The organism is Micromonospora sp. NPDC052213 (genome assembly GCF_040679695.1).
Lineage (GTDB): Bacteria > Actinomycetota > Actinomycetes > Mycobacteriales > Micromonosporaceae > Micromonospora.
The window spans coordinates 17,960-39,196 of the sequence record NZ_JBFAVI010000052.1 but is presented as its reverse complement, the minus strand read 5'-3'; the positions used below and the strand labels follow the sequence as shown (position 1 = coordinate 39,196).

The 21,237-nt window shown below is 75.8% G+C and carries 15 protein-coding genes; 8 read left to right on the top strand and 7 right to left on the bottom strand.

Annotated features, from left to right (window positions below):
• From AB0L34_RS15520 to eccCa, 3 genes are all read right to left on the bottom strand, one after another.
• Positions 1-736, bottom strand: a 736-nt coding sequence (locus tag AB0L34_RS15520) for a phosphatase PAP2 family protein (RefSeq protein ID WP_363705162.1), incomplete at its 3' end; no start/stop codon positions are given.
• Positions 737-900: 164 nt separating this feature from the next.
• Positions 901-2,274, bottom strand: coding sequence for a type VII secretion-associated serine protease mycosin (gene mycP, locus AB0L34_RS15515; RefSeq protein ID WP_363705161.1), 1,374 nt, complete (start codon positions 2,272-2,274; stop codon positions 901-903).
• A 97-nt stretch (positions 2,275-2,371) separates the two neighbouring features.
• Positions 2,372-6,322 carry a type VII secretion protein EccCa gene (eccCa, locus tag AB0L34_RS15510; RefSeq protein WP_363705160.1) on the bottom strand — a complete coding sequence of 1,317 codons (3,951 nt, stop codon included), beginning with the start codon at positions 6,320-6,322 and terminating at the stop codon, positions 2,372-2,374.
• A 102-nt stretch (positions 6,323-6,424) separates the two neighbouring features.
• On the opposite strand from eccCa, the gene eccD reads away from it, so the two are divergent.
• Complete coding sequence (gene eccD, locus AB0L34_RS15505; RefSeq protein WP_363705159.1) at positions 6,425-7,825, top strand: type VII secretion integral membrane protein EccD; 1,401 nt, start codon at positions 6,425-6,427, stop codon at positions 7,823-7,825.
• A 34-nt stretch (positions 7,826-7,859) separates the two neighbouring features.
• Here eccD and AB0L34_RS15500 read toward each other — a convergent pair whose 3' ends face one another.
• Entirely contained in the window at positions 7,860-8,366 is a 507-nt protein-coding gene (locus tag AB0L34_RS15500) for an inorganic diphosphatase (RefSeq protein WP_091107853.1), read from the bottom strand.
• A gap of 441 nt (positions 8,367-8,807) precedes the next feature.
• On the opposite strand from AB0L34_RS15500, the gene dacB reads away from it, so the two are divergent.
• The 3 genes from dacB (at position 8,808) to tilS (ending at position 12,391) form a co-directional block, all read left to right on the top strand.
• Positions 8,808-10,235, top strand: a complete 1,428-nt coding sequence (dacB, locus tag AB0L34_RS15495; protein WP_363705163.1) for a D-alanyl-D-alanine carboxypeptidase/D-alanyl-D-alanine-endopeptidase — start codon at positions 8,808-8,810, stop codon at positions 10,233-10,235.
• Between the two features lie 83 nt (positions 10,236-10,318).
• Positions 10,319-11,389: a zinc-dependent metalloprotease gene (locus AB0L34_RS15490; RefSeq protein WP_363705158.1), complete on the top strand. Its 1,071-nt coding sequence runs from the start codon at positions 10,319-10,321 to the stop codon at positions 11,387-11,389.
• A 9-nt stretch (positions 11,390-11,398) separates the two neighbouring features.
• Positions 11,399-12,391: a tRNA lysidine(34) synthetase TilS gene (tilS, locus tag AB0L34_RS15485; RefSeq protein ID WP_363705157.1), complete on the top strand. Its 993-nt coding sequence runs from the start codon at positions 11,399-11,401 to the stop codon at positions 12,389-12,391.
• A gap of 196 nt (positions 12,392-12,587) precedes the next feature.
• On the opposite strand, the gene AB0L34_RS15480 is transcribed toward tilS, so the two are convergent.
• Positions 12,588-13,547, bottom strand: a complete 960-nt coding sequence (locus AB0L34_RS15480; protein WP_363705156.1) for a helix-turn-helix domain-containing protein — start codon at positions 13,545-13,547, stop codon at positions 12,588-12,590.
• Between the two features lie 150 nt (positions 13,548-13,697).
• On the opposite strand from AB0L34_RS15480, the gene AB0L34_RS15475 reads away from it, so the two are divergent.
• The 4 genes from AB0L34_RS15475 (at position 13,698) to folE (ending at position 17,664) form a co-directional block, all read left to right on the top strand.
• Positions 13,698-13,835, top strand: coding sequence for a hypothetical protein (locus AB0L34_RS15475; RefSeq protein WP_363705155.1), 138 nt, complete (start codon positions 13,698-13,700; stop codon positions 13,833-13,835).
• Between the two features lie 100 nt (positions 13,836-13,935).
• Positions 13,936-14,511 (top strand): hypoxanthine phosphoribosyltransferase, encoded by a 576-nt coding sequence (gene hpt, locus AB0L34_RS15470; RefSeq protein WP_357456518.1) that lies wholly within the window; start codon positions 13,936-13,938, stop codon positions 14,509-14,511.
• 430 nt (positions 14,512-14,941) lie between these two features.
• The gene (gene ftsH / locus AB0L34_RS15465) at positions 14,942-16,966 is read left to right on the top strand and encodes an ATP-dependent zinc metalloprotease FtsH (RefSeq protein ID WP_350709450.1); all 2,025 of its coding nucleotides are present in this window, start codon (positions 14,942-14,944) and stop codon (positions 16,964-16,966) included.
• 38 nt (positions 16,967-17,004) lie between these two features.
• Complete coding sequence (gene folE, locus AB0L34_RS15460) at positions 17,005-17,664, top strand: GTP cyclohydrolase I FolE (RefSeq protein ID WP_350709631.1); 660 nt, start codon at positions 17,005-17,007, stop codon at positions 17,662-17,664.
• A gap of 83 nt (positions 17,665-17,747) precedes the next feature.
• On the opposite strand, the gene AB0L34_RS15455 is transcribed toward folE, so the two are convergent.
• Together AB0L34_RS15455 and AB0L34_RS15450 are read right to left on the bottom strand one after the other, a co-directional pair.
• Positions 17,748-18,509: a hypothetical protein gene (locus AB0L34_RS15455; RefSeq protein WP_363705154.1), complete on the bottom strand. Its 762-nt coding sequence runs from the start codon at positions 18,507-18,509 to the stop codon at positions 17,748-17,750.
• Positions 18,506-21,064 (bottom strand): FtsK/SpoIIIE domain-containing protein, encoded by a 2,559-nt coding sequence (locus AB0L34_RS15450; protein ID WP_363705153.1) that lies wholly within the window; start codon positions 21,062-21,064, stop codon positions 18,506-18,508. Before AB0L34_RS15450 ends, AB0L34_RS15455 begins: the two co-directional genes overlap by 4 nt.
• Positions 21,065-21,237: the final 173 nt, after the last annotated feature.

The following is a 21,237-nucleotide window of genomic DNA, read 5'->3' as shown; positions in this document are numbered from 1 at the left end:
GTCGGGCCGGGCGGCCGGGCGGGGTGGCCCGCCAGACGGTGAGGGCGGCGGCGGTCGCGGCGACCACGGCCACGCCGAGGAGCCAGCCGGCCAGCACGTCGCTGGTCCAGTGCACGCCGAGGGCGACCCGGCTGAAGCCGGTCACCAGGGCGAGCAGCAGCGCCGCCGCGACCACCAGCCGGCGGGCGACCGGCCCGGCGTGCGGGAGGAACACCACCAGCAGCACCCCGGCGGCCAGGGCGGCGTTGAGCGCGTGCCCCGACGGGAAGGCCAGGCCGGGCGCCTGGGCCACCGGGTCGGGCAGGTCGGGCCGCGACCGGCCGAAGAGCAGCTTGAGCAGTGGACTGAGCAGGCCGCCCACCGTCATCGTGACGGCGACCCAGACCGCCAGTTGCCGGGCCCCCCGCCCCACCAGCCAGAGGACCAGGACCAGTGCGCCGACACGCAGCGGCATCGGGGCGAACACGTCGGTCCAGAGGGACATCAGGCGTACCCACGCCGGGTGGTCGGCGGCGTAGCCGGCCAGCGCGTCGGTCACCGCCGTGTCTAGCCGGCGTAGCGGGGGCCAGTCTCCCAGGACCAGGAGCGCCAGCAGCGTGAACGGCACCACCACCAGGAACGCGGCCCCGACGGCGAGGGTGAGCCGCAGGCCGCGGGAGTGGTCCGGGTGCAGGCGGCGGCTGCGCCACGAGGGTCGCGGCGGCGCGGCGAGGGTACGCGGGCCCAACGTGCTCATGGCATCTGTTCTACCCGGGACGCGGGCCGGTCAGACGCGGACCGGGCAGTCGGATCGCCTCGCCGTGCGGGTGCTGGTCGGGTCGGCCCGGCCGCCGCCCCAAACCGTCGGCTCGGGGCCGCCGCCCCAACCCGCCGGCTCGGACTGCCAACTCGCCCGCCGGCTCAGCTCGCGGGCGGGCGGCGCTCCACCCTGGCCGGGCGACGCGGGGCGGCCAGCGGGGTCCACTGGCGGAACCGGCGCACCATCAGCGCCGCCCCGGTGAGCAGGGCGACGAAGAGGGCGGCCCCGGTCCAGAGCCGCTCCGGCGTGGCCTCCTCGTGCGTGCCCGCCGGCTGCGCCGCCCAGCGGGTCTGCCCGCGCGGCACCGTGAAGCCGAGCTGGTCGCTGCCGGCCCCGGAGACGTCGGCCTGCGCCGAGCCGGGCGCGGGACCGAACCCGACCACGCCCGGCGAGGACTGGTCGTCGAGCGGGTTGCGGCCCACCGGGGTCACCTCGGCGTCCAGCGCGGCGACCGGGTCGACCAGGCCGTACCCGAAGCGGTCGTCCCGACCGGTCGGGCCGATGTCGCGGGCGGTGGTCAGCAGCCGGTTCACCACGTCGCCGGCGGACAGCTGCGGGTAGCGGGCCCGCACCAGCGCGGCGGTGGCGGCGACCAGCGGCGCCGCGAAGCTCGTGCCCTGCACGCGCCAGTAGCCGCCGGGGCGGGCCCCGACCAGGCCGGTGGCCGGGGCGGCGAGCACCGTGGCCTGCCCGGTGATCGACCCGGACCAGAGGTCGTCGCTGTCGCGGTCCAGCCCGGCGACCGCGATCACGCCGGGCTCCCGGGCCGGGTACCAGACCTCTGAGCTGGACGAGGCGGCCACGTTGCCGGTGCAGGCGATCACCACCACGTCCCGGGCGAAGGCGTAGTCGATCGCGGCGGCCAGGGCGGCGCTGTCGCCGCTGCCGCCGAGGGACAGGTTGATCACCTGGGCGCCGTTGTCCACGGCCCAGCGCACACCCCTGGCGACGATCATCGCGTCGTCGTAGCGGTTCTCGGCGTCGAGGACGCGGACCGGAAGGATCCGGGCGTCCGGCGCGAGGCCCACCGCGCCGCGCTTGTCGTCGTTCCGCCCGGCGATCAGCCCGGCCACGGTCGTGCCGTGGCCGACCGGGTCGGGCTCGTCGGCGGAGCCTCCGGGGTCGACCAGGTCGAGGCCGGGCAGCACCTGGCCGGCCAGGTCGGGGTGGGAGGCGTCCACCCCGGAGTCGATCACCGCGACGGTGACCCCGCGCCCGGTCGAGCTGCGCCACGCCGCCTTCGCCTGCAACGCGTCGAGCTGCCACTGCTCGTCGCGGATCTGGTCGGGGCGGCTCTGGCTGTCGGTGGGCGCGAGCGGCACCGGCACGGCGGCGGCCGGCTGGGCGGCGGCGACCGGTCGGGGGGCGGCGTCGGCCGGGGTGACCGGACCGGCAACCGAGGCGACGGCGGCCGCCACCCCGAGCAACGCGCGTCCGGCGATCCGCCGGCCCGCCGGCGGACAGCTGTGCCGCACCGTGGTCACATCCTCAAGCCGTTCATCCCAGACGCAAACATGACGATCGGAGATTACCGGTTCCCCGCGGCCTTGCGGGGCGATCCGGGGACACCCGTCACGGCGACGGCAGATACGCCAGCTGGACCAGCCGTACGCCCTCGCGCCGGGTGACGAGCCGGCCGCGTCCCGGGGGCAGCGGACCGGGCCGGACCGGGCCGACCAGCGCCCCCTCGTCCGGGCTGCCCGCCATCACCAGCCCGGCCGTGGACAGCTCGCGGAGGCGCTGCACGATCGGCTCGTACTGGGCCCGGCCGGCGCCGCCGGAGCGCCGGACGAGCACCAGGTGCAGCCCCACGTCCCGGGCGTGCGGCAGGTGCTCCTCCAGCGCGCGCAGCGGGTTGGCCGGCCCGCCGGCGACGAGGTCGTAGTCGTCCACGAGCACGAACAGCTCCGGCCCGGACCACCACGACCGCTCCCGCAGTTGCGCGGGGGTGACCTCCGGCCCGGGAGCCCGGCCGTGCATGTAGCCGGCGGCCGAATCGATCAGCTCGGTGGTGTGCGCCGCGGCGGAGCCGTACCCGATCAGGTGTGGCGCCTCGGTGAGGTCCGACAGGCTGCGCCGGTAGTCGACCAGGATCACCCTGGCCTGCTCGGGGGTGAACCGGGTGATGATCGAGGTGGCCAGCGCGCGCAGGAACGACGACTTGCCGCACTCGGCGTCGCCGAAGACCACGAAGTGCGGCTCGGTGGCGAAGTCCAGCACCACCGGGCGCAGGTCCGCCTCGGCGATCCCGACCGGGATGCGCAGGCCGGTGGTCGAGGCCAGGTCCAGCTCGGCGTACGGCAGCACCGGCGGCAGCAGCCGCACCGGGGGCGCGGCCGGCCCCGTCCAGCTCCCGGCGACCTGCTTGACGAGATCGGTGGTGTCCCCGCCGGAGGCGGCCAGCTGCGGCAGCGCGGTGAGGAAGTGCAGGCTCTCCGCGGTGACGCCCCGGCCGGGGGTCTTCTCCGGCACGTTCGTCGCCGCCCGGCGGGCCACCAGCGAGTCGGACGGGTCGCCGAGGCGCAGCTCCAGCCGGGAACCGAAGAGGTCCCGGATCGCCGGCCGGAAGTCCAGCCAGCGCACCGCCGTCGCCACCACGTGCACACCGTACGACAGGCCGCGGGTGGCCAGGTCGGTGACGAGCGGCTCCAGGTCGTCGTACTCGCCGCGCAGGGTGGTCCAGCCGTCCACCACCAGGAACACGTCGCCGAACGGGTCGGCGCCCGGCTGGCCGGTGCCGGCCGCCGCGGCCCGCCGCTGTCGCCAGGCGGCCATCGACTCCACGCCCAGCTCGGCGAAGCGGCGTTCCCGGTCGACCAGCAGGGTGGCGATCTCGCCGACCGTACGCCGGACGGCCGTCGGGTCGGCGCGGCCGGTGACGCCCCCGACGTGCGGCAGGTCGCGCAGCGCGGCCAGCCCGCCGCCGCCGAAGTCGAGGCAGTAGACCTGCACCTCGGCCGGGGTGTGGGTGAGCGCCAGCGCGCAGATCAGCGTGCGCAGCGCCGTCGACTTGCCGCTCTGCGGCCCGCCGACGACCGCGACGTGCCCGGCGGCGCCCTCCAGCGACAACCAGAGCAGGTCGCGGCGCTGCTCGAAGGGCTTGTCGACCACCGCCACGGGCACCTGCAACGCGCCGTGCAGCTCCGGGTTGCCGAAGGCGAGCCCGCGCGCCGGGTCGGCGGCGACCGGCCCGAGCAGCTCGTCCAGCGCCGGCGCCCGCCCAAGCGGGGGCAGCCAGACCTGGTGCGCGGGCGGGCCCTGGCCGGCCAGCCGGTCGACCATCAGCTCCAGCAGGCTCCCGGTGTCGCCCTCGTCGGCCGAGGCGGGCAGCGCGGGCGGCCCGACCGGCTCCGGCTTCGGCACGAGGTGCGTGGAGAAGGCGAGCAGGCGCGGGGCTCCCGCGCCGCCCGCGCCCGGTGCCGCGCCGCGTCGGCGGAGCGCCCCGGAGACGTACGCGGCCTTGAACCGCACCAGCGGCTCGGTGCCGAAGCGCAGGTAGCCGTGCCCGGGGGAACGGGGCAGCTCGTGCGCGTCCGGCACGCCGAGCACCGTCCGGGACTCCAGCGCGGAGAAGGTCCGCAACCCGATCCGGTACGACAGGTGGGTGTCCAGCCCGCGCAGCCGCCCCTCCTCCAGCCGCTGCGAGGCCAGCAGCAGGTGTACGCCGAGCGACCGGCCCAGCCGGCCGATCTGCACGAAGAGGTCGATGAAGTCGGGCTTGGCCGAGAGCAGCTCGGAGAACTCGTCGCAGATCAGCAGCAGCGACGGCAACGGGGCGAGCGGGGTGCCGGCGGCGCGGGCGCGTTCGTAGTCGCGCAGGCTGGCGAAGTTGCCGGCCCGGCGCAGCAGCTCCTGGCGGCGGACCAGCTCGCCGTTGATCGCGTCGACCATCCGGTCGACCAGCGGGAGCGCGTCGGCCAGGTTGGTGATCACCGCGGCGGTGTGCGGGAGCCGGTCGAAGGAGGCGAACGTGGCGCCGCCCTTGAAGTCGATCAGCACGAAGTTGAGCTGCTCCGAGCTGTGCGTGGCGGCCAGCCCGAGCACCAGCGTGCGCAGCAGCTCCGACTTGCCGGAGCCGGTCGCCCCGATCAGCAGGCCGTGCGGCCCCATCCCGTCCTGCGCCGACTCCTTGAGGTCCAGCTCGATGGCGCCGCCGTCGGCGCCCACCCCGATCGGCACCCGCAGCCGCTCCCGGGCGGAGCGGGGCGCCCAGCCCTGCTCGGCGGTGAAGCCCGCCGGGTCGCCGAGACCGAGCAGCTCGGGCAGGCCCGGCTCGGCGCCCGGCGGGGCGTCCGGACCGCGTACGGCGGTGGCCAGCCGCAGCGGGGCCAGCCGCCGGGCGATCGCCTCGGCGTCGACCGGGTCGAGCCGGTCCGCCGTGCCCACCTCGGCGTGCCCCTCGGCGGAGTGGGAGTGCAGCCGGCCGTGGCGCAGCTCCAGCAGCAGCGCGAACCGGTCCAGCAGGCGCGGCGGCGGGGTGTCCAGGTCGATCACCGTCACCGCGTCGATGCCGCCGTCCCCGGTCAGGTCGGTGGCGCCGGTCAGGTCGCCCCCGTCGAGCACCACCACCACGTGCGGGCCGTCGGTGGCGGGCCCGGCCGGGCTGAACCGGGACCGGCTGGCCAGCACCTCGTCGAGCAGCCGTTCCAGCTCGGCCGCCGCGCTGGTGACCAGCCGCACCGGGCCGAGGGCGTCGGTGCGGGTGGGGTGGTGGGCGTGCGGCAGCCACTTGACCCACTCCCAGGCGGCCCGCCGCTCCGGCCCGGCGCAGACCGCGACGAGCAGCTCGTCCGGGGCGTGGAAGACCGCGAGCTGGGCGAGCATCGCCCGGGCCAGCGCCTGGCCGGCCGACCCGTCGCCGGTGGCGTCCCGGACGAAGACCCGGGCGAAGCTGCGCAGCGAGAGCGCCACCGGCAGGTCGGGCACCACGGAGTACGCGTCCAGGAACCGGCGCAGCGCGCCCGCCGTCATCGGCTCCAGTTCCTCGAGCGGGCGGGTGACCGGCGGGACCAGCGGGGTCGCGAGGGTCTGCGGGCCGACGGCGACCCGGACCACCGCGAAGTCCGGGTCGGCGGGGCGCCGTTCCCAGACCCGGTGGCTGTCGACGGTCGACCAGAGCCGGCCGGGATCCGGGTGCCGGTAGTAGAGCCCGGCGCGCTGCTGCCCGGCGGTGTGCCGGACCCGGCGCCGCAGCGCGGTCAGGTGCCGCAGGTAGTCCCGCCGGGCGGCCATCATCTCCGACTTCTTCGGGGTGCCCGAGGCGCTGCCCCACGAGGTCACCAGCATGGCCAGCGAGGAGAGCCCGAACATCCCGCCGACCACGTACGAGTAGGCGCCGCCGCCGCGGCCGAACATCATCGCCATCGCCACCGTGCCGCCGAGCATCGGCAGCACCATGAGCAGCTGCTGCCAGCGCCCGCCGGTGACGGCGGGGATCTCCGGGGGCGCGTCCACCGGCAGCTCGCCGACCGGGATCTCCGGCGCCGGGCGCCGGGGCGGCCGTTTGATGACGACAGTGGACACTCGACCCTCCTGACAGCGCTCGGTAACCCGAGCCTGGCTCATGGTAGGTAAAGTCCTGTCGTCCGCGCAGCCACCAACCCCGCGCGATATGGAGATCAGTCGATGACGATCGGGCTGGCCCGGGTCACCATCAGCGCCCCCCAGCGGCGGGTCGACGTCGCGCTGCCCGAGCAGGTGCCCCTGGCCGAGCTGCTGCCCGAGGTGCTGCGGCACGCCGGCGAGGGGCTCGCCGACGACGGCGAACGGCACGGCGGCTGGGTGCTGCGGCGCACCGACGGCGCGGTGCTGGCCACCGCCCAGGCGCTGCTGCCGCAGGGCGTCCGCGACGGGGAGGTGCTGCACCTCGTGCCGGCCCGCGCGCAGTGGCCCGAGCTGGAGTACGACGACGTGGTCGAGGCGATCGCCGACGGGGCGCGGCGGCGCGGCGGCGCGTGGTCGCCCGCCGCCACCCGGGCCGCCGCCCTGGCCGGGGCGGCCGTGCCGCTGGCCGTCGGGCTGCTCGCCCTGGCGGCCGGCGGGCCCGGGCACCGGGCCGGCTGGCCGGCCGCCGCCGTGGTGGCGCTGCTGCTCACCCTCGCCGGGGTGGTGGCGTCCCGCGCCCACGGGGACGCCTCGACCGGCGCGACCCTCGGCGGCTACGCCCTGCCGTACGCGGCCCTCGCGGGCGCCCTGGCGGTCAGCTCCGGCGACCAGGTCGGCCCGGTCGCCGGCCTGCGCTGGCTCGGGGCGCCCGAGCTGCTGGCCGGCTCGGTGGCGCTGCTGCTGGTGTCGGTGCTCGGGCTGGTCGGCATCGCCACCCGGCTCCGGGTCTTCGTGGCCGGCGCCACCGCCGGGTCCGCCGGCGCGCTGGCGGCGCTCGGCGGCCTGCTGCTCAGCCCGGCCGGAACGGCGGCGGTCCTGCTCTGCGTGCTGGTCCTCGCCGTCGGGGCGGTCCCGCTGCTGGCCATCCGGCTCGGCAAGGTGCCGCTGCCCCCGATCACCCTGCCGACCGGCGAGCCGGGCGACGCCGACCGGGCCCGGGACCTGCCCGACCGGGACCGGGTCTACGCGGCGGTCGCCCGCACCGAGGAGATGCTCACCGGGATGCTGCTCGGGCACGCCGTGCTGGCGGTGGCCGCCGCGCTGGTCCTCGGCCTCTCCGGCGGGCTGGCCGGTCGGCTGCTGGTGGCGGTCGCCGCGACCGTGCTGCTGCTCCGCTCCCGGCTGTTCGTGGCGCTGCGCCACCGGGTGCCGACCGTGGTCGCCGGCCTCGCCGGGTACGCCGTGCTGGGCGCCGTCCTCGCCGAGCGCTCCGGTCCGGCCGGTCGGCTCGCGCTGGTCGTCGGCGGGCTGGCGCTGGCCCTGCTGGCGGTGGCCGCCGGCACCACGTACGCCCGCCGCCCGGTCTCCCCGTACGTCGGTCGGGTCGCCGACCTGGCCGACACCGCTCTGGTGGTCTCCGTGGTGCCGGTCGCCTGCGCGGTGCTCGACCTGTACGAACGGGCCCGGGGGCTGCTCGGCTGAGCGGCCCCCGGGCCCGTTCGACGTCGGTGCCGGGTCAGTGCGTGGACTCGCCGCGCTCCTCGGCCTCCTTGGCGCGCCGGTACGACGCCGCGATCTCCGCCTCGGCCTCCTGCCGGCCGACCCAGGTGGCGCCCTCGACCGACTTGCCCGGCTCGAGGTCCTTGTAGACCTCGAAGAAGTGCTGGATCTCCAGCCGGTCGAACTCGCCGAGGTGGTGGATGTCGCGCAGGTGCTCCTGGCGCGGGTCCTCGTAGGGGACGCAGAGGACCTTGTCGTCGCCGCCCTTCTCGTCCGTCATCCGGAACATGCCGATGGTGCGGCACCGGATCAGGCAGCCCGGGAAGGTGGGCTCGGGCACCAGCACGAGCGCGTCCAGCGGGTCGCCGTCCTCGCCCAGGGTGCCCTCGATGAAGCCGTAGTCCGCCGGGTACTGCGTGGAGGTGAAGAGCGTGCGGTCCAGCCGGATCCGGCCGGTCGCGTGGTCGACCTCGTACTTGTTGCGGTGACCCTTCGGGATCTCAACCGTCACGTCGAAATCCATCTGCACGCTCCCTCGTTGCCCACGCTGGCTAACGGAAACCAGCGGCACGCCGCTCCCGTCGGGTGAATGCCCACCCGCCGGCTCCGGCCGCCGCATAGTGTTCGGACCGAAGTAGTGTCACCCAAGCAGATTTCGCGGGGGGAGGAGGGGGTCGTGGGGAGGGAAGATTCACACTACCGCCCGGAGGGCGGTGCTGGACGGGGGACCGGCCGATCTGCTTCCGGCGGGGCCACCGGGCGGTTCCCGGTGCCCGACGCCCACCTTCCCCGCACGCCCGGGTCCCCCGGCGACGCCGGCCCGGCCGCGTACGGCCAGCCGCCCCCGCCCGGGCCGACCGACCTCTGGGCCGTCGCCGCGACCCGCCCCGCCGGCGGACCCCCCGGCCCGGGCGCCCCGCCCCCGGCCGCGCCCCCGGAGCCCGGCCCGGCGCGCCGCCGGGTCCTGCCCGTCGCCCTGGCCGTGGTGCTCGTGCTCGTGCTCGCCGCCGTCGGGATCGCCGTGGTCCGACCGGGCCCCGTCGCCGACTGGCTGGGCGACGAGCCGGCCGAGCGGAGGGCCGCGCAGGCGGCGGAGCCGGCGCCCGTGGCGGTGCTGTCCGGCGCGGACGCGAACGCCCCGATGCCGACCCCCGAGGCGGTACGCGCCGCGCTCGCCCCGCTGGTGGGCGTGTCCGCGCTCGGCGACCGGGTCAACGTCTCGGTGGCCGACGTGGCCAGCGGCCAGCCGCTCTTCGGCCGGGGCGAGGACGACGGCACCGTGCCCGCCTCGGTGACCAAGCTGGTGACCGGGGTGACGGTGCTCGCCGCCCGCGGCCCCGCGTACCGCATCCCGACCCGGGCGGTCGCCGGCCCGAACCCCGGCGAGGTGGTGCTCGTCGGCGGCGGCGACCCCACGCTGGCGGTCGACAAGAAGGGTTTCTATCCCGGGGCGGCGCGCCTCGACGACCTGGCCGGCCAGGTACGCACGGCGCTCGGTGGCACGGAGCCGACGAAGGTGACGGTCGACTCGTCGCTCTTCTCCGGCCCCGTCTACGAGCCGGGGTGGGACGAGGACATCCCCACCGGCGGCTACGGCGGCGCGATCACCGCGCTGATGACCGACGGCGCCCGCGGCGACGTGCCGCGCGCCAAGAAGGACGACGCGGCCGGCAACCACTGGGCCGAGCGGGTGGCGCAGCCCGACCTCGCGGCCGGCCGGGCCTTCGCCCGGCTGCTCGGCGTGCCGGCCGACACGGTGAAGCGCGGCACCGCACCCGCGGCGGACGGCGGCGCCGCGACCGGCACGCCCGGGCCCGGCACCGAGCTGGGCAAGGTGGAGTCGCTGCCGATGGTCCGGCTGGTCGACATCATGATCAGCGACAGCGACAACATCATCGCCGAGGCACTGGCCCGTCAGGTCGCGCTGGCCCGCAACGAGCCCGCCTCCTTCGAGGGCGCCGGTGCGGCGATGGACGCGGTGGCGGGGGAGCTGGGCCTGCCGGCCGACGAACTGTCCCTCGCCGACGGCAGCGGGCTGTCGCGCAGCAACCGGATCAGCCCCTCGCTGCTCACCGACCTGATCACGCTCGCCGGCGACGGCAGCCGTCCCGAACTGGCCGCGATCTTCGGCGGCCTGCCCGTGGCCGACTGGTCGGGCACCCTCGCCGACCGGTACGGCACGGCGGCGACGAAGGCCGGCGCCGGGGTGGTCCGGGCCAAGACCGGCACCCTGACCAGGGTGCACGCGATCGCCGGCGTGGTCAGCACCGCCGACGGGCGGCTGCTGACCTTCGCGGTGCTCACCGACGCGGTGCCGCCGGACGGCCAGGAGGCCGCCCGGGTGGCGCTGGACCGGATCGGCGCCGCCCTGGCCGGCTGCGGCTGCCGCTGACCGGACAGGGCAGGGCGCGGCCGGCGTCGATCACGCCGACGCGAGCCCGGGCCGGGGTGTCCCGGCGCGGGTACGGTGGGTGCATGGCGCAGTTCGTGGACTGGGATCTGGCCGCCGCGACCGCGGGGGCGCTGGGCAAGTCGGGCCCCCGGGTGTCGTACGCCGAGGCCACCGACGTGGTCGGTGACCTGCGGCGGTTGACCGACGAGGCGGCGGGGCACGTCGCCGACTACACGGGGCTGCGCTCGCAGGTGTCGCACCCGCCGGTGCGGGTGGTGGACCGCCGGGACTGGGCGGCCGCCAACATCGCCGGGCTGCGCGAGGTGATCACGCCGCTGGTCGGCCGGCTCACGAAGGACAAGCAGCCCGGCCCGCTGACCGAGGCGATCGGCTCCCGGCTGACCGGCGTGCAGGCCGGCACCGTGCTGGCGTACCTCTCCGGCCGGGTCCTCGGCCAGTACGAGGTCTTCTCCGCCGACCCCGGGCAGTTGCTGCTGGTCGCGCCGAACATCGTCGAGGTGGAGCGGAAGCTGCAGGCCGACCCCCGCGACTTCCGGCTCTGGGTCTGCCTGCACGAGGTGACCCACCGGACCCAGTTCACCGCCGTGCCCTGGATGCGGGCGTACTTCCTCAGCGAGGTGCAGGCCTTCGTGGACGCGTCGTCGAGCGGCGGCGAGCACCTGCTGGAGCGGCTGCGCCGGGGCGTGGCCACCCTCTCCGACGTGGTCAAGGACCCGGAGAGCCGCACCAGCGTGCTGGACATCGTGCAGACCCCGGCGCAGCGGGCCGTGCTGGACCGGCTCACCGCGCTGATGACCCTGCTGGAGGGGCACGCCGAGTTCGTCATGGACGGCGTCGGCCCGGAGGTGATCCCGAGCGTCGAGCGGATCCGGGCGGGCTTCAACCGGCGCCGGGAGGCCGGCAATCCGCTGGAGAAGGCCATCCGCCGGCTGCTCGGCGTGGAGGTCAAGATGCGCCAGTACGCCGAGGGCCGCAAGTTCGTGCACGGGGTGGTCGACCGGGTCGGCATGGACGGCTTCAACAAGATCTTCGGTTCGCCGCTCACCCTGCCCCGGCTGGAGGAACTCGGCGACCCGGACGCCTGGGTGGCCCGGGTACACGGGCCGGTCGGCCCGGTCCAGGCCACGGGCTGACCGTACGCCGTGGCCGCGCTCGCCCCGCCGGTGGCGGCGATCCGGGTGGCGGTCCGCCGCGCGCTGGCCGACCTGCCGCCCGGGGGCCCGGTGCTGGTCGCCTGCTCGGGCGGGGCGGACTCGCTCGCGCTGGCCGCCGCGACCGCGTTCGTGGCGCCCCGGCTGGGTCGCGCCGCCGGCCTGGTGACGGTCGACCACGGACTCCAGGAGGGCTCGGCGCAGCGGGCCGCGGCGGTGGCGGCGTGGGCCCACGAGATCGGCCTGGCGCCGGTCGAGTCGGTGCGGGTCGACGTCGCCGGGCGACCGGGCGGACCCGAGGCGGCCGCCCGCGAGGCCCGCTACCGGGCGCTCGCCGAGGTGGCCGGCCGGTACGGGGCGGCGGCGCTGCTCACCGGGCACACCCGCGACGACCAGGCGGAGACGGTGCTGCTCGCGCTCGCCCGCGGCGCCGGCCCGCGCGGCCTGGCCGGGATGCCAGCCCGGCGGGACCTCGACGGGGTGCCGCTGCTGCGCCCGCTGCTGGAGGTCGGCCGGGAACAGACCCGCAAGGCGTGCGCGGTGCTCGGGCTGAGCCCGTGGGAGGACCCGCACAACGCCGACCCCTCGTACGCCCGCGCCCGGGTGCGGGCCGACGTGCTGCCCGCCCTGGTCCGCGCGCTCGGGCCGGGGGTGCTGGACAACCTGGCCCGGACGGCCCGGCTGGTGGCGGCGGACAACGCCGTCCTCGACGAGCTGGCCGCCGCCGCGCTGGCCGACGTCCGCCACCCCGAGGGAGGGCTCTCGGTGGGTGCCCTGGCCGCCCTCTCGCCGGCGGTGCGCGGCCGGGTGCTGCACGCCTGGGCCCGGGAGCTGGGCGCCCCGCCCACCGCCCTGTCGTACCGGCACGTGACCGCGCTGGACACGCTGGTCACCGGCTGGCGGGGGCAGGGGGCGGCGTACCTGCCGGGCGGGCTGCGGGTGGTCCGCCGCGACGGCCGGCTCACCCCCGCCGTCCCCCGCTGACGGGGTCTGTCACCGCAGGGCGGGAGGGGACGTGGCGGGCGGCGACGCCGTTCGCGCGGGCGCGGGGAGCCGCCGGGAGGCGGTAGACATGGCGCATGGCGTACCCCCGACAGCCGCTCTTCGCGCCGCACGGCGCGGTGGCGACGAGCCAGCCGCTGGCCGCGGCGGCCGGCCTTGGACCAGGGGGAAGGACGGCTCAGGCCCCGACCCGGTCGCGGAAGGTGACCCGGTAGTTCTGCGGCGTGGCGCCGACGCGACGGGTGAAGTGGTGCCGCAGCGCCGCCGCGTCGCCGAAGCCGGCCCGGTCGGCGACCGCCTCCACGCTCAGCCGGGTCTCCTCCAGCAGCCGGCGGGCCAGCAGCACCCGCTGGTTGGTCAGCCAGTCGTGCGGCGTGGTGCCCGTCTCGGCCCGGAACCGCCGGGCGAACGTGCGCGGGGCCATCCCGGCCCGGGCGGCCAGCTCGTCCACGGTCACCGGCCGGTCCAGGTGTCCCATCAGCCACTCCAGCACCGGCTCCAGGGTGGGCGCCTCGGGGGTCCTCGGAATGGGGGCCTCGACGTACTGGGACTGCCCGCCGTCGCGGTGCGGGGGGACCACCATCCGGCGGGCCAGCCGGGTGGCCGTCGCCGAGCCGTGCTCCTGGCGGACCAGGTGCAGGCAGGCGTCGATGCCGGCCGCCGTGCCGGCGCTGGTGATGAGGCGGTCGTCCTGCACGTAGAGCGAGTTGCACCGGACCTTCGCCGTCGGGTGGCGGCGTTGCAGTTCGTCGACGTACCGCCAGTGGGTGGTGCACTCCCGGCCGTCGAGCAGGCCGGCCTCGCCCAGCACGAACGCTCCGGAGCAGACGCTGAACACGTACGCCCCGCGGTCGGCGGCCCGGCGCAGCGTGTCGAGCACCGGGGCCGGCACCGTGGAGCCGTGCTCGTGGGCCGGCACGGCGACCAGGTCCGCGTCCTCCGCCGGCCCGAGGTCCGCGTGCGGGGTCAGCTGGAAGCCCGACGTGGTGCGGACCGGCCCGCCGTCGGGGCTGCACACGTGGAACCGGTAGCCGGGGAACCCGTCGGCGGTGCGGTCGGTGCCGAAGACCTCGGCGAGGACGCCGAGCTCGAACGGGGCGACCCGGTCCAGGGCGAGGACGGCCACCGAACGGAGCATGTGACGAGGGTAACCGAACGAGTGGCAGGAAATCGAGGGGGAGCGGCATTCCTGCCACTGTCCGGCCTGTCGTGCTCGGCGCAGACTGGGTGCAGTCCGGTGCGCACCGGCGGCGAAACCGACAGCAATCGTGCGAAAGCGAGCGCCGCCATGGAGTTCCTGTTCTTCCTCTTCTTCTTCCTCCTCCTCGCCGTGGCGTCGGCCGCCGGCCTCACCGCCGACAGCCGGGACTCGGCCGACTGGAAGCCGACCGACGACGGCCGCCGTTGGCGGTCGCGTACCTGCTGAGGTGATTGGTGGCCTTCGCGTAGTTCATCCCGTGCGGGACCGCTCCAAAAGGGGCGGCCCCGCCGACGGAGGCCATCCGGCGTACGGCAGGCTAGGAGCCATGGCTGACGGCTCCTGGTACGACGCCGACATCGACCACGTGATCATCTCCGAGGCGCAGATCCGCGAGAAGACCGCGGAACTCGCCAAGCAGGTCTCGGCGGACTACGCCGACGTCGATGACGGGCTCCTGCTGGTCTGCGTGCTCAAGGGCGCGGTGATGTTCATGGCCGACTTCGCCCGGGCGCTGGGCCGCAACGGGCCGCCCGCCGAGCTGGACTTCATGGCCATCTCCTCCTACGGCCAGGGCACCACCTCCTCCGGCGTGGTCCGCATCCTCAAGGACCTGGACCGGGACATCGCCGGCCGGCACGTGGTCGTCGTCGAGGACATCGTCGACTCCGGCCTGACCCTCTCCTGGCTGCTGCGCTACCTGGAGTCCCGCTCGGCGGCCAGCGTCGAGGTCGTCGCGCTGTTCCGCAAGCCGGACGCGGTCAAGGTGCCGGTGCCGGTGAAGTACGTCGGCTTCGACATCCCCACCGAGTTCGTCGTCGGCTACGGCCTCGACTTCGACGAGCGCTACCGCGAGCTGCCGTACGTCGGCGTACTCAAGCCCGAGGTCTACGCCCGGGCCTGAGCCTCTCTCGCATCGGCGTCCATCGAGCGGACGTTCAGCGGGCTCTCAGCCAGGCGGACTACGGTATAGGTCGGTGGCGTGGAGGCATCATCCACGCCCGACCCCTCGAACCGCTGGACCGGGCGGTCGGGCGGCCGGGCGCGGAGCTCCCGTCACGTCGGCTGGACCCGGTTCGCCCGACGCGCAGCTGCTGGGCTCGCGAGCTCGCTCCGCGCGCGCACGATGTTCCGTTCGTGCGCGACTGCGGGGCTCGCAAGCTCACTCCTCGCGCACACGGTGTACCGTCGAATGACCGCGGCGCGGCAAACTTCGCGCCTCGGGGTCGAGTCGGCCCGCACGGCGGCTCCGGCCGCCGCCGCAGGCGGCGACACCATCAGACGGACAGGACGTCGATCAGGAGGATGCGGGCGCCTCGGCGCTCGACAACAGCATGGAACGTACGCGTTTCTTCCGCCGACCGGTGGTCTGGATCATCCTGGTCATCCTCGGCGCCGTTGTGCTCAGTCAACTGTTCACCGCTGGTCCCAGCTACCACCGGGTGGACACGTCCATCGCGCTCGACCAGCTCAACAAGGGCGGCATCGAGAAGGTCGTCTTCCAGGACAAGGAGCAGACGCTCCAGCTCGACCTGAAGGACAAGGCCAAGTTCGGTGACACCACCACCGACCGGATCGAGGCGCAGTTCCCCTACGAGGTCGGCGACGAGGTCTGGAACGAGGTCCTCGAGGCCAAGGCCAACAACCGGGTCACCGGCCCGGCCGACGCCAAGGTGTCGTCCGACAGCATCTGGGTGAGCCTGCTGGTCAACCTGCTCCCGATCGCCCTGCTGGTGCTCCTGCTGCTCTTCTTCATGTCGCAGATGCAGGGCGGCGGCTCCCGGGTGCTCAACTTCGGCAAGTCCAAGGCGAAGATGATCACCAAGGACACGCCGAAGACCACGTTCGCGGACGTGGCCGGCGCCGAGGAGGCCGTCGAGGAGCTGCACGAGATCAAGGACTTCCTGCAGAACCCGGCGAAGTACCAGGCCCTGGGCGCCAAGATCCCGAAGGGCGTGCTGCTCTTCGGCCCGCCCGGCACCGGTAAGACGCTGCTGGCCCGCGCCGTCGCCGGCGAGGCCGGGGTGCCGTTCTACTCGATCTCCGGCTCCGACTTCGTCGAGATGTTCGTCGGTGTCGGCGCGAGCCGGGTCCGCGACCTCTTCGAGCAGGCCAAGGCGAACGCCCCGGCGATCGTCTTCGTCGACGAGATCGACGCCGTCGGCCGGCACCGTGGCGCCGGCATGGGCGGCGGCCACGACGAGCGCGAGCAGACCCTCAACCAGCTGCTCGTCGAGATGGACGGCTTCGACACCAAGGGCGGGGTCATCCTGATCGCCGCCACCAACCGGCCGGACATCCTCGACCCGGCGCTGCTGCGCCCGGGCCGCTTCGACCGGCAGATCCCGGTGGACGCCCCCGACATGGAGGGCCGCAAGGCGATCCTGCGGGTGCACGCCAAGGGCAAGCCGTTCACCCCCGACGTCGACCTCGACTCGGTGGCCCGGCGCACCCCGGGCTTCAGCGGCGCCGACCTGGCCAACGTCATCAACGAGGCCGCGCTGCTCACGGCCCGCAAGGACCAGCGGGCGATCACCAACGACTCCCTGGAGGAGTCGATCGACCGGGTGATCGCCGGTCCGCAGCGCCGGACCCGGGTGATGAGCGACCAGGAGAAGAAGATCACCGCGTACCACGAGGGTGGGCACGCGCTGGTGGCCTGGGCGCTGCCGCACGCCGCGCCGGTGCACAAGGTGACGATCCTGTCCCGCGGCCGGTCGCTGGGCCACACCCTGGTGCTCCCCACCGAGGACAAGTACACCCAGACCCGCGCCGAGATGGTCGACACCCTGGCGTACGCGCTGGGTGGCCGGGCCGCCGAGGAGCTGGTCTTCCACGAGCCGACCACCGGCGCCGGCAACGACATCGAGAAGGCCACCCAGCTGGCCCGCGCGATGATCACGCAGTACGGCATGAGCTCCAAGCTCGGCGCGATCAAGTACGGCACCAGCGGCGACGAGCCGTTCCTCGGCCGCAACATGGGCCACGAGCGGGACTACTCCGACGCCGTCGCCGCCGAGATTGACGGTGAGATGCGGGCGCTGATCGAGTTGGCCCACGACGAGGCATGGGAGATCCTGGTGGAGTACCGGGACGTCCTGGACAACATCGTGCTGGAGCTGATGGAGAAGGAGACCCTCTCCACCGCCGACATGGCCCGGATCTGCGCCCGGGTGGCCAAGCGGCCGCCGATGGCGCCGTACAACGGCTTCGGCAAGCGCCAGCCCTCCACCGAGCCGCCGGTGCTCACGCCGGCCGAGAAGGAGGCGCTCAAGGTGCAGGCCCAGGCCGACGGCGCCCAGGCGACGGTCGGCGGCACCACCTCGACCAGCTCGAACAACTCGGACGGTACGCACTGAGCACCGACCCGACGGCCAGTTCCCGGGACGCCCGGGGACTGGCCGTCTCCGCGACCGAGCCCGACGGCGACCTCGACTACGTGGCCGCGCGCCTGATCAGCGGCAAGCTCACCGGCCGACCCGTCGAGGACACCGTGGACCTCGGGCGGATCGAGAAGGCGGTCCGCGAGATCCTCATCGCCGTCGGGGAGGACCCGGACCGCGACGGGCTCCAGCAGACGCCGGCCCGGGTGGCCCGCGCGTACGCCGAGCTCTTCGCCGGCCTGCGGGTCGACCCGGCCCAGGTGCTCAGCACCACCTTCGAGGCCAACCACCAGGAGCTGGTGCTGGTCCGGGACATCGACGTGATGAGCCTGTGCGAGCACCACCTGCTGCCGTTCCGGGGCAGCGCCCACATCGGCTACATCCCGGGGCCGGACGGCCGGATCACCGGCCTGTCCAAGCTGGCCCGGCTGGTCGAGGTCTTCGCCCGCCGGCCACAGGTCCAGGAGCGGCTCACCTCGCAGATCGCCGACCTGCTGATGGAGCAGCTCGCGCCGCGCGGCGTGGTGGTGGTGCTCGAGTGCGAGCACATGTGCATGGCGATGCGCGGCATCCAGAAGTCGGGTGCCCAGACCATCACCTCGGCCGTGCGGGGCACGCTCCAGCACGACGCCAAGTCGCGGGCCGAGGCGATGGCGCTGATCATCCCCCGCTGACCGCGACCGACCCGACCGGCCGGTCGACCCGCACTCCGGGTCGGCCGGCCGCTCGCGTGGCCGGACGTCACGCGACGGCCCGCTCAGCCGGCCAGCATCGCGAGCAGCAGGCCCGCGCTGACCAGCACCGCCGGGACCAGGCACACCAGCGCGCCGAGCCGGGCCGTGCGGTCCACCCGGCCACCCTCCGCAGGCGGGAAGAGCCGCCCGACGCCGAGCCAGCCCGCCGCGAACGCCACCGCCGGCATCGGCAGCCCGCAGAGCAACGCCGCCACGCTCGCCGCCCCGGGACCGGTCGCCACGAACAGCGCCACCTGGATCAGCGGCACCAGCAGGGCCAGCGGCGCGTACAGCAGCAGGTTGCGCGGGCGCGCCGGCCAGGCGGCCAGGCGGGGCAGGCCGCGCGCGGCCAGCGCGGCGTCCGCGGCGTCCGCGCGGCCCCGGGCGGCGCGGAGCGCGGACAGCACCGCGGCCGGCCCGCCCGCCATCGACCGGGCCGCCTCGGTCAGCTCAGGCGGCGTCGGGACCAGCGAGATCGGTGGTACGCCCCGCTCGCGCAGCCGGGTCTCCTGTGCCGCCAGCCGGGTGCGGACGGCGGTCAGCTCCTCGCGGGCAGCCTGCACCGACCGGGCCTGCTCACCGGCAGCGGTGGCCGCGTCCCGGCGTACCCCGTCGAGCTGCCGGGCGGCGGCGAGATAGTCGGTCCACGCGGCGGACACCGGGTCGCCGCCCGCGACGGCCCCCGACGGCGCCGCCGCGTCGGGCCCACCCGGCGGCAGCCCGGCGGACCGCTGGCGTCCCGGCCCGGCGTGCGCCGGCCTGCTCCGCGCCCCGCCGCGGGTCATGTCGGCTCTCCCTGCTCCGCGAAGGGAACCAGCACCGTGCCCTGCTCACCCGGCCCGTCCCAGAGTGCCGCCCGGCCCGGGCGGGGCCGCCACTCCACCGGCCGGCCGAAGACCGACGCGAGCTGGGCGCCGGGCAGGTCCACCACCGCCACGGCCGCGAGCTTCTCGACCTCGCCGTCGGGCTCCAGCAGCGCCGCGAAGGACGGCGCCGTGCGCCAACGGCCGAGCAGGTGCCGCCCGGCGGGCGGGCCCTCCCGCAGCAGCGCGCGCAGCCGCTCCGGGGGCAACTGCTCCGGCGACGGCACATCCAGGCCGAAGACCACCAGGTACGCCGGCTCAGCGGCGTCCACGGCGGCGAGCAGGTCGCCGGCGTCCACCATCTCGACCGGGTGCCGACCGGCCAGCTCGGCCGCCAGCGCGTCGGCCAGCGGCCGGCAGTCGTCCTCCGGCGCGGCGAGCACGAAGCGGGCGGTCCCCGGCGCGTGGTGGGCGGCGGTGCTGCGCGCCGCCGTGGCCAGCAGCCGGGCCGCCTCCGGGCCGGGGCCGAGGACGGCCAGGTTGCGCCCCGGGGCCGGCCCCAGCGGCACCGCGACCGTGGTCCGGGGCACGTCCACGGCCCGGCCCAGCAGGGCGGCGGCGCCGGGCGCCCGCCCGGCCAGCGCGGCCCGGTGCCGCGGATCGTTGCGCAGCAGCGGGCGGGCGTAACCGGCGAAGACCACCGGCGGGGTGGACCCCTCCGGTCGCGCCGACCAGAGCCGCTGCCGCAGCTGCCCGACCGTGTCGGGATGGTCCTGCGGGTCCGGGAAGCGGACCATCCGCTCGTGCCCCCGGATGGCGCCCCGGGGCCCGCCCAGCCCGCCCGCGGTGTTCACCACCGCGCTGCCCACCGGCAGCCCCGCCGCCGAGTCGTTGGTCGGCTCCAGCACCGCGCCCCCGCCGGGCAGCGCCACCCGCACCGGGAACTGCCCCAGCACCGAGTCGCGGTCCGTACGCGAGCCCAACCCCAGGTCGCCCTCGCCGGCCAGCACCAGGTGCACCCCGTACGCGCGCCCCGTGCGGGCCAGCGCGTCCAGCCGGGCGGCGGCGTCCACGGCCAGCCGGTCCCGCTCGGCGAAGAGCAGCGGAAGATTGTCCAGCACGCAGAGGATCCGGGGCATCGCGCGGTGCTGCCGCAGCTCGGCGAAGCGCTGCCCGCCCGCCCGGCTGCCGGCCTCCTCGCGGCGGCGCACCTCCGCTGTCAGCTCGTCGAGCAGGCTCAGCACGTACTCCCGGTCGGCCGCCATCGCCGCGGCCCGGACCTGCGGGATCCACGACCGGTCCCGCTCGGTCTGGAGGAACTCCACGAAGGACTCGGCGTCGGCGAGGTCCACCAGGTAGAGGGCCAGCTCCTCGGGACCGTACCGGGCGGCCAGACCGAGCAGCGCCGTGGTGAGGAAGGTGGATCGGCCCGCGCCGGAGCGGCCGCTGACCAGCCAGTGCGGGGTCAGCTCGGTGAACCCGAGCGACACCGCCCGGCCGCCCGCGTCGCCGACGGTCGTCGCGAGCCCGTCGATCGCGGTCGCCGTCCACAACTCCCCGTCGGGCGGCGGCAGCAGGTCCGTCAGGGCCAGCCGGGAACCCGCCTCCACCTGCGCGGCCAATCGGCGGCACACCGCGTCGACGAGGTCGCCGGGCGGATCCGCCTCGACGAAGACCGGCGAGTTCAACCCGCCCGGAGGCTCCGCGCCGGGGCCCGCGAACGACCCGCCCGGCGGATCACCCAGCAGCGCGTACGCGTTGCGGATCGCCAGCGTGGTCGCCTGCGGCAGCGGGGCACGGTCGGCGTACGTGCCCGCCGGGGGCCAGCCGGCCACCACGAGGTGCAGCCCTGCGGACCGGCCCTGCTCGGCCAGCGCTTCCACCCGGGCCAGTTCGGTGGGGCCCGTCAGGTCGGGCAGCGCCGCGATCACCAGCAGCAGCGTCCGGTCGTGCCGGCGACGCCCGCTCGCCCCCGGGGCCACCCACTGCTCGGCCTCGGTGAGCACGGCCCGCAGGCCCGCGACGTCCACCGCCGGGGGCGGCAGCAGGCCCGCGTCGGCGAGCGCCGCGAACGGCTCCAGGGCCTTACCCGTCGCGTCCACCGCGCGGACCAGCAGCGCCCCGGCCGGGGTCGCCGCCAACAGCCGCAGCAGTACGGCCCGGAGCAGCCCCGCCACCCGGGGATCCCGGGCGTCGGCGTCCACGGCGAGATGCGCCGTGCCGAGCAGCGGCACCAGCGCGGGGAAGCGTGCGTCGTCCAGCGGCGCCGCCGTGCCGACCCGGACGAAGGCGGGCGGCCCCTCGCCGGCGGGCGCGGTCGGGGCGACCGTCTCCAGGGGAGCACCCGCCCAGCCGGGGGCCAGCACCGCCGCCGCGGACCGGAGGCGGTCGGCCAGCTCGTACTGGCGGTGCTGGTCGGCGGGAACGGGACGGGTGTCGTCGAGGATTCCGGCGGCGGCGGTCGCGGTGGCGGCGGCCTGCCGGTGCAGTGCGGCGGCGCGGTTCGTCCGTGCCTTCGGACCGGTCACCGCGTCCACCCCCTCTGTCCGAGGTTGGCAACCCCTCCCCGCGCAGAGACGGTAACCCAGCCGGAGCGGCTCGTCCGGGATGCGCGGCGGCGCTGCGCCGGTGTTGTCGTGGATCTCACCAGTGGGGAGTGGTCCGTCACGATCCGCTGCATCTGGGGCATTGGGTCTCCGGCGCCCAGCCG

What these genes read in the sequence shown, in the direction of transcription:
- AB0L34_RS15490 (WP_363705158.1), top strand. Translation starts at nt 10,319, where the DNA reads ATGGCGCAGTTCGTGGACTGGGATCTGGCCGCCGCGACCGCGGGGGCG.
- AB0L34_RS15475 (WP_363705155.1), top strand. Translation starts at nt 13,698, where the DNA reads ATGGAGTTCCTGTTCTTCCTCTTCTTCTTCCTCCTCCTCGCCGTGGCG.
- AB0L34_RS15500 (WP_091107853.1), bottom strand. Translation starts at nt 8,366, where the DNA reads ATGGATTTCGACGTGACGGTTGAGATCCCGAAGGGTCACCGCAACAAG.
- hpt (WP_357456518.1), top strand. Translation starts at nt 13,936, where the DNA reads ATGGCTGACGGCTCCTGGTACGACGCCGACATCGACCACGTGATCATC.
- AB0L34_RS15480 (WP_363705156.1), bottom strand. Translation starts at nt 13,547, where the DNA reads ATGCTCCGTTCGGTGGCCGTCCTCGCCCTGGACCGGGTCGCCCCGTTC.
- ftsH (WP_350709450.1), top strand. Translation starts at nt 14,942, where the DNA reads ATGGAACGTACGCGTTTCTTCCGCCGACCGGTGGTCTGGATCATCCTG.
- AB0L34_RS15455 (WP_363705154.1), bottom strand. Translation starts at nt 18,509, where the DNA reads ATGACCCGCGGCGGGGCGCGGAGCAGGCCGGCGCACGCCGGGCCGGGA.
- eccD (WP_363705159.1), top strand. Translation starts at nt 6,425, where the DNA reads ATGACGATCGGGCTGGCCCGGGTCACCATCAGCGCCCCCCAGCGGCGG.